General features: G+C 40.7%; 9 protein-coding genes. 4 read left to right on the top strand and 5 right to left on the bottom strand.

All coding sequences use genetic code 11. From position 1 onward, the window contains the following. Nucleotides 1–164: 164 nt before the first annotated feature. From gltA to nuoE, 4 genes are all read right to left on the bottom strand, one after another. Nucleotides 165–1538 carry an NADPH-dependent glutamate synthase gene (gene gltA, locus PLJ10_08310; GenBank protein HOK09650.1) on the bottom strand — a complete coding sequence of 458 codons (1374 nt, stop codon included), beginning with the start codon at nt 1536–1538 and terminating at the stop codon, nt 165–167. A gap of 100 nt (nt 1539–1638) precedes the next feature. Continuing rightward, complete coding sequence (locus tag PLJ10_08305) at nt 1639–4170, bottom strand: sulfide/dihydroorotate dehydrogenase-like FAD/NAD-binding protein (GenBank protein ID HOK09649.1); 2532 nt, start codon at nt 4168–4170, stop codon at nt 1639–1641. Nucleotides 4171–4202: 32 nt separating this feature from the next. Further along, a complete protein-coding gene (gene nuoF, locus PLJ10_08300; GenBank protein HOK09648.1) occupies nt 4203–6125 on the bottom strand; it encodes an NADH-quinone oxidoreductase subunit NuoF in 1923 nt (640 codons plus the stop codon). Then, nucleotides 6122–6625, bottom strand: coding sequence for an NADH-quinone oxidoreductase subunit NuoE (gene nuoE / locus PLJ10_08295; GenBank protein ID HOK09647.1), 504 nt, complete (start codon nt 6623–6625; stop codon nt 6122–6124). Before nuoE ends, nuoF begins: the two co-directional genes overlap by 4 nt. Before the next feature lie 243 nt (nt 6626–6868). On the opposite strand from nuoE, the gene PLJ10_08290 reads away from it, so the two are divergent. Beyond that, on the top strand, nt 6869–7798 hold the full coding sequence (locus PLJ10_08290) for a phosphatase PAP2 family protein (protein HOK09646.1): 930 nt from the start codon (nt 6869–6871) through the stop codon (nt 7796–7798). Here PLJ10_08290 and PLJ10_08285 read toward each other — a convergent pair. After that, on the bottom strand, nt 7704–9089 hold the full coding sequence (locus tag PLJ10_08285; GenBank protein ID HOK09645.1) for a hypothetical protein: 1386 nt from the start codon (nt 9087–9089) through the stop codon (nt 7704–7706). The two genes, PLJ10_08290 and PLJ10_08285, sit on opposite strands and share 95 nt — an antisense overlap. Nucleotides 9090–9526: 437 nt before the next feature. On the opposite strand from PLJ10_08285, the gene PLJ10_08280 reads away from it, so the two are divergent. The 3 genes from PLJ10_08280 to PLJ10_08270 form a co-directional block, all read left to right on the top strand. Next, nucleotides 9527–10504 (top strand): ATP-binding cassette domain-containing protein, encoded by a 978-nt coding sequence (locus PLJ10_08280; protein HOK09644.1) that lies wholly within the window; start codon nt 9527–9529, stop codon nt 10502–10504. After that, nucleotides 10497–13022, top strand: a complete 2526-nt coding sequence (locus tag PLJ10_08275) for a Gldg family protein (GenBank protein HOK09643.1) — start codon at nt 10497–10499, stop codon at nt 13020–13022. The genes PLJ10_08280 and PLJ10_08275 overlap by 8 nt, the downstream gene beginning before the upstream one ends. A 77-nt stretch (nt 13023–13099) precedes the next feature. Beyond that, nucleotides 13100–13809 (top strand): DUF4340 domain-containing protein (locus tag PLJ10_08270; protein ID HOK09642.1); only part of this gene is annotated, 710 nt, incomplete at its 3' end.

Here is a 13809-nt window from a genome sequence, read left to right as displayed (position 1 = left end):
TAATTTTAACAAATTAATAATTTATAAAAAGGATAGAACATAGGCAATCAATTAGTTTTTTAATCCTATCATTCGGTAAAAATAATGAGAATTATAGGGAGGATTTAGATATTTATTTTTTTGAAGATGGATGGAAGATGGATTGGTCGAACGAGTTATGTAGATTAGGTGGATTTTTGATTCATTAAATAGCGATGGATGGCAGATGCGGCAGTTCTTGCTTGACCCATAGCACTGATAACTGTGGCTGCTCCGGAGACAATATCGCCACCAGCAAATATACCAGGAACAGAAGTCATCATTGTTTCGGGGTCGACAATAAGAGTTCCGTGTTTTGTTGTGCTTAGCTCAGGCATGGATTGAGGTATAAGAGGGTTAGGCTGGTTTCCGATGGCGATAATTACTGTATCCACATCGAGGCGGAATTCTGAACCTGGCACAGGTACAGGACGACGTCTTCCGGAAGCATCGGGTTCACCTAATTCCATTCGGATACACTCCATTCCAATAACGCGATGTCGTTCGTCACCCAAAATACGAACAGGATTGGTTAGTAACATCATTTTTACGCCTTCTTCCTCTGCATGGTGGATTTCCTCAGCACGAGCTGGCATTTGTTCACGTGCACGGCGGTAAACGATAGTCACATCACCGCCAAGCCGTAATGCTGTTCGTGCGGAATCCATCGCTACATTTCCTCCACCAATTACAGCTACCTTGTTTCGTTTAATTGGTGGTGTATCGTATTTTGGGAAGAGATAGGCTTTCATTAGATTTGAGCGGGTTAAATATTCGTTAGCAGAGTAAACACCGACTAAATTTTCACCAGGAATCCCCATAAATGATGGAAGGCCTGCACCTGTCCCAATAAAGATAGCATGGTAACCTTCTTCTTCGAATAATTCGCGAATTGTGCAATTACGACCTACAACAAAATCCATCACAAATTCGACACCCAATCGTTTCAAATATTCGACCTCTGCTCGGACTATCTCCTTGGGTAAGCGGAATTCTGGGATACCATACATCAACACACCACCGGGTTCATGCAAGGCTTCAAATACTGTTACTTCATGACCTAATTTGATTAAGTCTCCGGCAACGGTTAATCCTGCGGGTCCGGCACCGACCACAGCGACTTTTTTGCCAGTTTTAGGTGGTAATTCTGGCAATTGTATTTGTCCACTGGCTCGTTCGAAGTCTGCTGAAAACCGTTCCAAACGACCTATGGCAACTGATTCGCCCTTTACCGCTAAAATACAACGGCTCTCACATTGTTCTTCCTGTGGGCATACACGTCCACAGACAGCGGGCAAGGCATTTTGCTTCTTTATGTGCTGTGCTGCTTCTATGAATTTACCTTCACGGATAAGTCGTATAAATCCGGGAATATCAATATGAACTGGACATCCTTCTACACAACCGGGTTTTTTACAATCAAGGCAACGAGATGCTTCTGCCATTGCCAACTCTGGTGTATAGCCATAAGGAACTTCGTCGAAGTTATGTGCCCTATCCTGTGGTGCTTGTTCAGGCATAGGTTGACGTGGGATTTTTGCACCTTTTTTAGGCTTCCCTTCGGGAGCAGGTGTTTCGGTTGTGGGTTTTACTTCTGAATTTTCTGGTGTTGCCATTTTTTTAACCTCTTTCCATACACGAACAATGATGATGTCGTTGTTCTCCGTAGACAGTCTCTGTAGGCATAGTATAACTAACTGCTTGAATTTCTTCATTACTATATGCTTCACGTCGGTCTCGAACTTCGTCCCAATCAACTTGATGTGCATCGAAAAACGGGCCATCAACGCATGCAAAACGAGTTTGTCCATTGACACTGATACGGCAGGCTCCACACATTCCAGTACCGTCCAACATAATTGGATTTAAAGCACAAAGGACTTTAACGTCCGTAGTTCGGGTTTCTTCTGCGGTTACCATCATCATAAATGGACAACCAACTGCAACAACCAGGTCTATATGTTTGCCATTAGCCAGCATTCGTTTCAAAGCGTCAATGGCATGTCCCTTTTCACCTAAGGAACCATCGATAGTTGTTTGGATAAATTGGTTACTTACCTGAATAAGTTCATTTTGATAATATGCCAGGTAGTGACTTCGTGCTTCTGCAATTGTAATAACTTCATTTCCTTGTTCTCTTAAGGCTCGTGATAGTCTTACGATGGCACCAATACCATAACAACCGCCTAATAGCACCACTGTTCCATATTGTTTTACTTCGAATGCGGTACCTAAGGGACCAACCACATGAGCCAATGCTTTTCCTTGAGGTACAGATATCATTTTGCGACTGGATAAGCCCTTTTCTTGAACAACTAATGTGATTGTTCCTTTTTCTTCATTCCAATCACTTAATGTATAAGGGATACGCTCGGAATTTTCATCTACCATCACAATGACGAACTGTCCCGGTAATGCTTTCCGGGCTATTGTTGGGGCATAAATAACAAATTCGTACGTGTTTGGAACAAGCTCTCTGCGAGATAGGACGACGAAAGGCTTTTCGCGATTATCTACTTCCTCAGGAACAGATTCTGGTTTTTTTATTTCAATATCCTTTCCTTCTTCAAATGCTCTGATGGATACTAACCCTGATACATGGTTTTCAATTCGGTGTCCTTTAAACCATTCACGACGTTCACTTAATTTTTGTGATGGAGAAGGGGGCTCTTTACGTTGAGAATTTAGTCCAGCGTGTTCTAATTCTAATGTGTGAGTGATATTGCCAACGTGTTCAAAATGTTCCCATAATTCTGGGGAAAGTATTTCGGCTATCGATTGGATTACTTCCCACTCTGGACGTGCCTCTCCTGGTGGATTGCATGCTTTAACTAAGGGACGTGGGTAATTGCTTTTATCAAGAACAGTTCCAGAGACCTCAGCAAAAACACCCACTGGATAAATCACATCTGCAGACTTTGTCCAATCTGACGGAAAAATGTCTAATGCAATTACAACTTCAAACTGATTGCGGAGTTCTTGTGGTATAAATGGTCCTGTTGTGATGATAGCTTTTACTTCTGATGGTATATTTTGAAGGGTGGCATAGCCCTTTTTATCTGGGATAATCTCAAAGTAATAGGGGGATTTCATAATCTCCTGAGTAAATTTTTTAAAGACAAATCGGTCTTCCAATGTGCTACATGTGTCACAAACGAAGGCAAAGGAATTGCCTGTATAATTGCGAAGGAGTTCGGCACATCGCTGAATCGTTTCTTCATGAGTGACAGGACGTAAAACTTTGTTTACTCGTATTTGTGGCGTTCGTAACCGCTCTGGGCTGTTTAAAAATTCAGGGATTGCGAAACGTCCTAAAACGCAAATTGGTATATGGTCATACAATCCTTTGACAGTAACCGCTTTCTGGTTCACGGAGTAAACAGCCAGAGCACATGCTTCGTCGCAATAAATACAGGTTGTTTCTATCATTGTATCGGGTCGTCCGAACCATTTAGCATAGCGGTCTGATAATGTTCCTGTAGGGCATACATCAACACATGAGCCGCAGAAGGTACAACCAGCCTCATGAAGATTTCTTCCAAACGCCTGACCAATGTGTGTTTGACTGCCCCGATGTATAAAATCAATAACTGCATGTCCTTGATGTAACTTGCATATTCGCACACAACGACCACAAAGAATGCACAAATTTAAGTCGCGGTCAATAAAAGGTTCTGACCGCTCGATGGGTTTATAATGATATTGGGGGGCAACCATAATCTCTGCAAGATTTAAATCTGCAGAGAGGGAACGCACTTCACATACCTCTTTATTATTACAAGTATGACAGCCTGTGGTTGCTCCTACTTTTTCAGAACGAGGTCGGTAACGGTCACAAAGTTCACGTCGTTCGCACACTAAACAGGCACTGGGATGTTCTAACATCATTAGTCCCAGAATATTTCTACGTAAAGCTTTTAATGTATCAGACTGGGTACGGATAATCATTCCTTCTGTGACTGGTGTGGAACAGGACGTTGGATAGCCACGCATTCCTTCAACTTCAACGATACAAATTCGACATGCTCCAAATGGAGGTAATGCGGGATGAGTACATAGATGTGGAATGGAGATACCGTTCCGAAGGGCACATTCTAATATTGTTTCGCCTGGTATCGCCTCTATCGTTTTTCCATCAATAACTACATTCACGTTCAACTCACCTCTTTATTATTTATAACAAATTATTCTGTTTTCTTCTTTCGTTCTTTAATTGGTTCATAACGAACACGGGAACCACTTCTACGATAAACAGCCGAATATATTGTGGGACAAACACGTAAGCATTGTCCACAACGGATACATTTTTCCTGGTGAATCACATGAGGTTCTTTTCGCTTTCCTGAGATAGCTTGAACAGGGCACGCTTTGGCACACATGGTGCAACCAGCACATCGTTCGGGGTCTACATGGTACGAAATCAATGCACTGCAAACAAATGCTCGGCATTCTTTCGTTTTGATATGCTCTTCATATTCATGACGAAAATATTTGAGTGTAGATAGCACAGGGTTCGGTGCTGTTTGTCCTAACCCACATAATGAACCTTGCTTAACAGTCTGAGCCAATGTTTCCAAACGGATAATATCTATCAATTCACCTTTCCCTGCGCAAATCCGCTCTAAAATCCCTAACATTGCCCGTGTTCCTACTCGGCATGGGGTACATTTACCACAGGATTCCGCTTGCGTAAAAGAAAGGAAGTATCGTGCGATGTCTACCATGCAATTGTCTTCATCTAAGACAATCATTCCGCCTGAACCCATGATACTTCCTGCTTTTGTTAACGATTCGTAATCTACGGGCAGGTCTAACATTTCTGCCGGGATACAACCACCAGAAGGACCTCCAGTCTGGACAGCCTTTACTTCTTTGTCATTCAGGATACCACCACCAATTTCAAAAATAACATCCCGCAATTGGATTCCTAAGGGTATCTCCACCAATCCTGTTCGTTTTACTTTTCCTGCTAATGCAAACGTTTTTGTTCCTTTGCTGTTTTCATTTCCGAACTGGATGTACCATTCGGCTCCGCGATGGAGTATGAGTGATAGATTTGCCAGTGTTTCTACATTTTGAATAACCGTTGGTTTACCCCATAGACCGCTGATGGCAGGGAAAGGTGGTCTTGGTCTTGGCATACCACGGCTACCCTCAATTGAAGCAATCAAAGCGGTTTCTTCACCACAGACAAAAGCACCCGCCCCTTTTTTAATTGTTATATCAAATGAAAAACCTGTGCCTAAGATATTCTTGCCTAATAATCCATAATCATATAATTGCTTTATGGCGATTTCAAGGCGGTGTATCGCTAATGGATATTCGGCACGACAATAAACATATCCATGATTGGCGCCTATTGTATATCCTGCAATAAGCATTCCTTCGAGCACTGAATGTGGGTCACCTTCCAGCACAGAACGGTTCATAAAGGCTCCAGGGTCACCTTCATCGGCGTTACAAATCAAATATTTTTCATTTCCGGGAGCTTCGCGACAGAAACTCCATTTTCGCCATGTTGGGAAACCTGCTCCACCACGACCACGTAATCCGGACTTTTTTACTTGCTCTAATACATTATCGGGGCCTATAGATAACGCCTTTAAGAAACCACGGTATCCATCTTGAGCCAGATAATGATAAAAATTCTCTGGGTCAATTAATCCGCAGTTCCGCAGGATATTTCGCACCTGACGTGATAACATCGGATGTGCGGTAATGGGTGGCAAATTTTTGTATGCATCTGGGCTCATTACACCTAAAAGTTTTTCTTCCCAGTTTTTTTCTTCCAACACCACAAGGTTTGCAAATTCTTTCGCTTCCTGCGGTTTCACGGGTCCATAGCAAATAGGTACACCAGACGGTGGTTGAACCATAATAATCGGTTCGAAGGCACAGGGACCCATACACCCTACTTCAATAAATATCGCTTCTTTGCTATTCTCTTGTAGGACTTCTTTTATCACTTGCTCGGTCTCTAAGGCACCCGCGGCACGGCCACATGTCGCCGAACCCACATAAATTACTGGCACCTTATTTTTTTCTATTTTCTCCCATTCTTGTTGAGCTCGTTCATATAAGATTTCCATTGTATCATTAGCACTCATTTTTTATCACCCGCATGATTTGTTTCTTTTTCATAATATTCTTTTAATACGTTATGAACTTTATCCTGTGTCATTTGTGCATAAACTTTTCCATTAACAACCATTACTGGGGCTAAGGCACAACAGCCAACACATGCCACTCGTTCTAATGTAAATAAACCATCCTTTGTTGTCTGGCCTGGCTCAATATTTAATTCTTCTCGTATCGCTTCGAGGACAACTGAGGAGGCTCGAACATGACATGCGGTCCCTTGACAAATTTGGATGATATACTTTCCAGGGGGTGTAAACTTAAATTGTGTATAAAAAGAGGCAACTCCATATATTTCTGTTGCTGATACACCGAGATAGACCGCCATTTCGTCGACAGCAGAGGCTGGAATATAGCCCAACTGTTCTTGAACCTCTTGAAGTAACGGGATGATACTGCTTCTATTTGTAGGATATTTTTGAAATACCTTGCTAATGCTTGTAGATGATACTTCACTAAGTGAGTCCAATATTCAAATCCTTCTTTAACAAAGAAATGATAGGCATTTTTAGAATTGAATAAAAAGCGAGGCACTTTATTATAAAACATATTACTGTAATTATACAACTTGATGTTTTATAATACGGCTCTAATCTCATAACTCTTATGGTAGTTTGATGTGTTCGGAGAGATTACTTGTTCTGAATGAAACTAATATGTCTTTTTAAAAGTCTATGAATACCGACTTAAATATACAAAATAGGATTGATATATGTTGCGTAATATGCCTGGTATTCTGAAATTATTTTTTTCGTTGGTAATTGTAGTTGTTGGCTATTTGGTTCTATACGAACTTTTTTTATTAGGTGCGAAGTTGATTAATGACCCACTGGACGAAGCTATATTATTAGCATTGCAACCTGACCACTACGTGCCTGTACTTGATGAGTGTATGGTTTTTCTAACTCATTTTTCGGTATACCTTTTCTCAATTACTACAATCACATGGCTCATCACAAATTTGATTGTTCGTAAAAGTGAAAAATTGGCTAACATTGCGAGTTATGTTTGGAAAGTTTTTGCAGTTGTTCTTGCTATATATCACATATCTGGTATATGGATTTCTTCTAAAGGGATTTTTTGGTGGCGACCCCATGAATACCGAAGTGTATTTATAATTTTAAGCGTCGTCTCATTCCTTGTTTTCTGGTTCGGTTCTAAGACCTGGACACAGTGGGATTATTTAGAACGGAAACGGTGGACTCGTGTTTTTTGGGTAACACTGGTAAGTGTCTTTTTTACAAACTACTTAGGGGAGAATAACATCAAAAGAACGGTAGGACGTCCCAGACCATTACATGAGAAATATGAGCCGTGGAACAAGCATGTACGTGTTATAAAGGATGAGGTAGTTAAGGCTTCCCCTTCATATATCTCTGGACATGCATCATCACTATTCGCTCTCCTTACTCCTTCTATCTGGGCAGTGCGTAAAAAACGAGTCAAAGTTGCTTTAACTTCATGGGGAGCAATACATGCATATACTCGGATATATACTGCGGCACATTTCCCCTATTGTGCTTTTATGGGCTCGCTATTCGGGTTTCTTATCGGTACACTTTGCTATTGGGCATTCTGGTGGTGTCTAAATCCAAAGAAATGTGTTGTCTCTCCTCAACCAATCTCGGCAAAGTCGACGTAGACTGATTCCATTCAAATCGTTTTCTCAACCCTTCAGGCATTTGTCCTGGATGTGTAGCGATGCTCGTAAATGCGAAAAACAATGCTAACAACGGTATTGAAACGAGACTTAAAAGAACCCAGCGGTATCTTGGGGCTGGTTTGTTTACATAACATTCTGAAACTGTATCAAATCTCCGTTGAATCACCCAGAAACTCAATAACATCATGAGTATAAGAAAAAATCCATGAATCACTGCTGAAGTTGGATTCGTTTTGGGAATGAACATCAAAATAAGCGTAATAAATCCATTTGCCCATAACGACCATATCCATAGAAAACATAGATGCCAATGAACATCCGCAGTTATGTCTCGTTCTTGTGACCATTTCCAGTAGGCATAAATACCGATAATACTTAAAACGATACCTCTTAACAATATTTGGAAATATGAATCTGTCCAAAGTGTATCTCCCCTAATTAAAATGCCATTTTCTTCAAATCGTTGTAATAAATTATGTAGCGTAATCAGTGGAACAAATGCCAGAACAATAAAAATTGCAAAGAGATTTAATAACGGTGTTACTTTCATTATTGGTTTATCGTCTGGATATTCTCTGAAAACACCATAAGCAATACCTATCCCCATTACAAAACCGAACGAGATTTCCATTACTTTCCACCAGTCAAATCGAGGTCCTAAAAAACTACCATATACTTGTAAGGATTGACCAAACATAAAACCCACAGCACCAGCCAGAAATCCACGTAAGATTAAGCGACAGGTTTTATGTTCTTTCTGAATAAAATTAACCACAAACAATACAAGAACAGCACCAAGTACCCATGCCCAATATTCAACCCGAGGTGGAGTCATTAGTAACCCGAACACTTTTATTAATAAAACGTAGGTAAGCTCCGCACCGATATAACCTAACATGATAAAAAGGAGCCAGAACCAGATACTTTTATGCCGTTCTGAAAGCACCATTCCAATAATCCCCGACGCAAAAGCACCCCATAATCCACCGACAATAGCTAACATAAGGTAACCATAAGTAACGTTTAACATGTCGATGCCTTTTGTATAACCGATGAGAATGCCATAACTTTGTATACCCCCCATTGACATCCCCAATGCTCCCCCTGCTCCTATAACAACTGCATACTTTTGCCAGTCCCTTTTACCGCTAACAATGGCAAGGGCTAAACCTAAAAATGTACCTGGTATTAACGCCCCCTGTTCACCGCCAATTTCACCACGCAACCCCCAACCCAAAGCCACCGCTAAACCTACCAATAATAATCTCATATTAGTCCCATCCTAATTAAACTTTAAGATTTACTTAACAACACTAACATCTACCCATTTTACTAAAAACCACCACCAACCAAAAAATTAAATTTTGGAGATTCTGAAAATAAAGATGTTGAGGCTTGGAAACAGGAGGGGTCGGATTATTTGTGTAAACATTAATCGTGGGATAGTCGTTCTTTTTAGAGAGTTGTATTGTAATTGCCTTGCAGAGGTAGATTGAGCCTTAACACTAATATTTGATGCGGTAAGTTTGAATAGAAGGACACAAATGTGATATTTTTTATCATCAATCGCTATAGATTGCTAACAATTCTATGGTCGTTGTTAAAAAGGGACCTTTATTGTTTGGGGTTAGGTATATTTTCTAAGGTCTCTTTTTATATATTTTTACATCAATTTTCCCAAAACCTAAACGACGGGAGTATCAAGTTATGATACAAGTAACGGATTTAACAATGCACTATGGTCCTGTGGTTGCATTAGACCGAGTCTCCTTCGAAGTTCGAAAGGGGGAGGTCGTCGGTTTGCTGGGACCGAATGGTGCAGGCAAATCAACCACAATGAAGATTTTAACGACATATTTGTATCCGACCGCTGGTAAAGCGGTTGTTGCTGGTTGTGATGTAACTCAGGAACCATTGAAGGTTCGGCAGGTAATTGGTTATTTGCCAGAAGTGCTTCCACTTTATATGGATATGGAAGTTCGCTCTTACCTGGATTTTGTTGGAAGAGCACGTGGACTAAGCGGAGCACGATTAAAACATCGGATGGAATTAGTTGTTGAAACATGTGGATTGAAACCGATGTTCCGCAAGATTATTCGTGAACTGTCCAAAGGGTATCGTCAAAGAACTGCTCTGGCTCAGGCACTTATTCATGACCCAGAGGTTGTTATTCTTGACGAGCCCACATCGGGTTTAGACCCACATCAGATTATAGAAATTCGCAATTTAATTGAGGAGTTGGCAAAGGATAAAACGGTTATCCTGTCAACGCACATTTTGCAGGAAGTAGAAGCCACTGCGGACCGAATTGTGATTATTAACCGTGGTAAGATTGTTGGTGATGGGACGATTGAACAGCTCCGTGAACGGGCAAAAGAATCTGAACGGTATCTCTTTACTGTTTCAGGTGAACAGTCCGATGTTCAGAAATATCTTTCAGGAATCAGTGGTGTGAAAAAGGTGCAATTTATAGGGAGTGAAAATGGTTTTGTTTCCTTCCTTGTAGTTAGCAAGTTGGGAATGCCCATCTGGCGAGAACTTAATGAGTTAGCCATAAGTCAGCATTGGACAATTAAAGAATTGTCGGAAAAACCGTTAACATTAGAGGAGACATTCCTCACCTTGACTGAGAAGGAAAAACCTGAACTGGAACTTTCTGGTAAGAGGAGAGTTGCCCATGCGTAATATTTTATGTATCTATCGAAGAGATTTATCTTCCTATTTTACATCGCCCATTGGATATATTTTTATTGTGGTGTTTATCACCGTTAGCGTAGGGCTCTACATTACTTCATTTTTCAGTTTTCCTGTGGCGGATATGCGTCCCTATTTTGAGAATCTACCCTTAATTCTCTGTGTGTTTATTCCTGCGATTACGATGCGACTCTGGGCAGAGGAACGGAAGGAAAACACATGGGAAATGCTGTTAACATTTCCTATGAAAGCAAGTGAACTGGTTTTAGGTAAGTTTTTCTCTGCGTTGACAGTATTTGCTATCTCTCTTGCTGCAACATTTACGGTGCCCCTGATGCTTATGAATTTAGGTAGTCCTGATATGGGGGCTATTATCGGTGGTTACTTTGGAACCTTGCTGATGGCGGGATGTTTTTTAGCATTGGGGATTTTCTTTTCTGGTTTTTGTAAAGACCAGATAGTAGCCTTTGTTGTAACACTTTTGACGTGTCTGCTTGTATTTCTGGTAGGGACTTCATTTATCGCATCTTATATTGACGATAAACTACCTGGAATCGGTTCTTTGTTATCCAATTTATTAGGTGTTTTCAAGCATTTTAGTTCATTCACGAAGGGGGTTATTGACCTTGCAGATGTTATTTTCTTCCTTGTCTGGACTGTGTTGTTTCTTGTTCTGAATGTGATGTATATTGACCAGCGAAATCGACCAGGGGCGAAATTGATGTTTACCGTAGCGGTTGCGGTTTGTGTGGCTATTGGATTGATGTTTAACTTCTTGATGGTCGGAACCAGTTTGAAACGATTTGACCTAACAGAAGACAAGATTTATACCGTTTCGGAATCTTCAGCAAAAATTCTAAGGCAGGTCGAAGTGCCTGTTCAGATAAATGTGTATATCAGTCCGCGTGAAAGTATGCCAACTGCTATGAAGGATTTAGAGCAAAATATCAAGGATAAACTTGAAGAGTTAAAAATTTCGGCGAATGGCAAATTGGATTACAAGACAATTTATTTGGATGTGGCAAATCTGTATGCGGATCAGGATGAAATGTTTAATCCCGACAAGAAGAAGAATGAAACTGAAGAGGAAACAGTAGAACGTCGATTATTGGATAAAGGAGTAAAACCGTTTAATGTACGTGCGATTAGTCAGGATGAAATTACCAACAAGTTGGTCTATTCTTCAATAGGTGTGGCGTACAAAGATAAGCCCGAAGAAGTCATTCCGCAGATTATGCCAGAATCTATTCAGGAACTGGAATATCGGATAGTAAGCACGGTGTATAAGTTGACAAGAACCAAATCACCTATTATTGCGTTAGTAGCTCCGAAGGAAGCCATCAACATCGACCCACAAATGCGTCAGATGTTGCAACAGATGGGGCAACAAATTCCCCAAAGTGAAGACCCGTATGTTTATTTGGAAGAAATTCTAAGACAGGAGAAGTATGATGTTCGTCGGGTAGAGATGACAAAAGAAAGTCCTCTCCCTGATGAGTATGATACATTGGTTGTAGTAAACCCAAGAAGTTTGAATGACCGCCAACGCTGGGAGATTAACCGTGCATTGCGGTCTGGCAAATCTGTTGTGCTTGCAGTCCAAACCTACGAATGGGATTATCGTGCTACATCTCGCGGTAATACCATTTCTAAACGAGAAGAGAAACCAGAAATCAATTCGTTACTTGAAAACTATGGTTTGAAAGTAAGCGAAGATATTTTGATGGATGAAAACAGTGTTACTTTAAATGTGCAAGGTGGTGGTGATTTACTATCTCAATTAGTCGGTCAACCATTCCGACTTCCAATGCATATTCTCGTTACTAACGAGTCCATGGACCAGGAAACATCCATTACAAATCGTCTATCTGCTGTTTTCTATCTATGGGGCACACATGTTGAATTGAATGAACAGAAGCTAAAAGAGTTGGGGATAAAATATAAACCTATCATGTTTACCAGTGAAAAAGCATGGACTGTTCCTGCAGGTGAAAAACTTAGTGCTAAATCATTTGAACCGCCTCCACTTTCAGCTCGCAAACGTTATCCTTTGATGGTCATGTTAGAAGGTCAGTTCCCAGATGCTTTTGCAGGGAAAGAACGGCCTGCTTGGCCTAAACCGCAACCACGTCCAGGTGAGCCTGTTCCGCCAGATGATTCAGAACCAGAAGCACCTGCTCCAAACATCGAGCCTAAACCTTCAAAAATGATTTTGTTAGGTTGCTCTGAAATGTTCCGTAAAAACTTCCTACAAGCAGGGAACCTTGACCTATTCTTAAATTGTGTTGACGCTGTTTCACTCACAGAGGACCTGGTAAATGTCCGTGGTCGGAAACCTATTGACCGCACTATTGAAAAACCGACAGACAGTCAGAAAATGTTCTGGCGGACTGTCAATTATACATTATCAAATGCTATCGTTATAGCAGTTGGTATCGCTGTATATGTTATTCGCCGTCGTTCTCGACTCGCTTATACGATGGCTCAAATTGCAAATTCGGAAAAGTAGTTCATTGAAATTAGGTACAAATAAAGAACATGAAGTTATAAATTAGAATAGGACATACGTTTGAGGAGGATAAAATTATGAATGTAAAGAAAATGTTAATAATACTTGTTGCTATCCTGGTTGTCTTGGTCGTGCTTGTGTTCTTAAGACAAACCAAAGAAACGCAACGTCCTTCGATTATTGAGCAGGCAAAATTTGAAAAACTTATTCCTGAAAGCCTGTCTCTAAGTAGTATTGTTAAATTAGAACTTTATGCAGGTGCAAAACCAGATGAAAAAGTAGTTATCGTAAAAGACGGTGATAAATGGCGTGTAAGCAGTCATTTTAATTCACCTGCAAAAAAAGAGACGGTAGAAGAGTATTTGGATAAAATTGTCAAACTTCAAGGTGAAATGCGAGCAGAAGTTCCCACAGACGATGCTTTAGCAGACTATAATTTAAAAGATGATCAGGCATTTCACGTGGATGTATATACTTCCGCTACAGGTGAACCAGCATTAAAATTATTAGTTGGCAAATCTCCAAGTTATCAATTGACTTTTGTCCGTAAAGCTGGTGAACGAAAAATCTATGACGGTGGTGTTAATTTCCGTCAGGAGGCTGGCATCTATGGGGATGAGGTTGACAAAGCACCAACCGCAGATCGCTGGTTAGATAAAGATATATTGAAAATTGAGAAGGATAAAATTACCCGACTTGCTTATGAAATGCCTGATAAGAAACTGCTCTTTGAAAAGAAAGAAAAAGAAGTTCCTCAGGAACAAGAGAACGTGAATGAGGGAACCAA

This window comes from Candidatus Hydrogenedens sp. (assembly GCA_035361075.1).
Classification (GTDB): Bacteria; Hydrogenedentota; Hydrogenedentia; order Hydrogenedentales; family Hydrogenedentaceae; genus Hydrogenedens.
This window is presented reverse-complemented; position numbering and strand designations above follow the sequence as displayed.

What these genes read in the sequence shown, in the direction of transcription:
- gltA (HOK09650.1), bottom strand. Translation starts at nt 1,538, where the DNA reads ATGCCTGAACAAGCACCACAGGATAGGGCACATAACTTCGACGAAGTT.
- nuoF (HOK09648.1), bottom strand. Translation starts at nt 6,125, where the DNA reads ATGAGTGCTAATGATACAATGGAAATCTTATATGAACGAGCTCAACAA.
- PLJ10_08290 (HOK09646.1), top strand. Translation starts at nt 6,869, where the DNA reads ATGTTGCGTAATATGCCTGGTATTCTGAAATTATTTTTTTCGTTGGTA.
- PLJ10_08285 (HOK09645.1), bottom strand. Translation starts at nt 9,089, where the DNA reads ATGAGATTATTATTGGTAGGTTTAGCGGTGGCTTTGGGTTGGGGGTTG.
- PLJ10_08280 (HOK09644.1), top strand. Translation starts at nt 9,527, where the DNA reads ATGATACAAGTAACGGATTTAACAATGCACTATGGTCCTGTGGTTGCA.
- PLJ10_08275 (HOK09643.1), top strand. Translation starts at nt 10,497, where the DNA reads ATGCGTAATATTTTATGTATCTATCGAAGAGATTTATCTTCCTATTTT.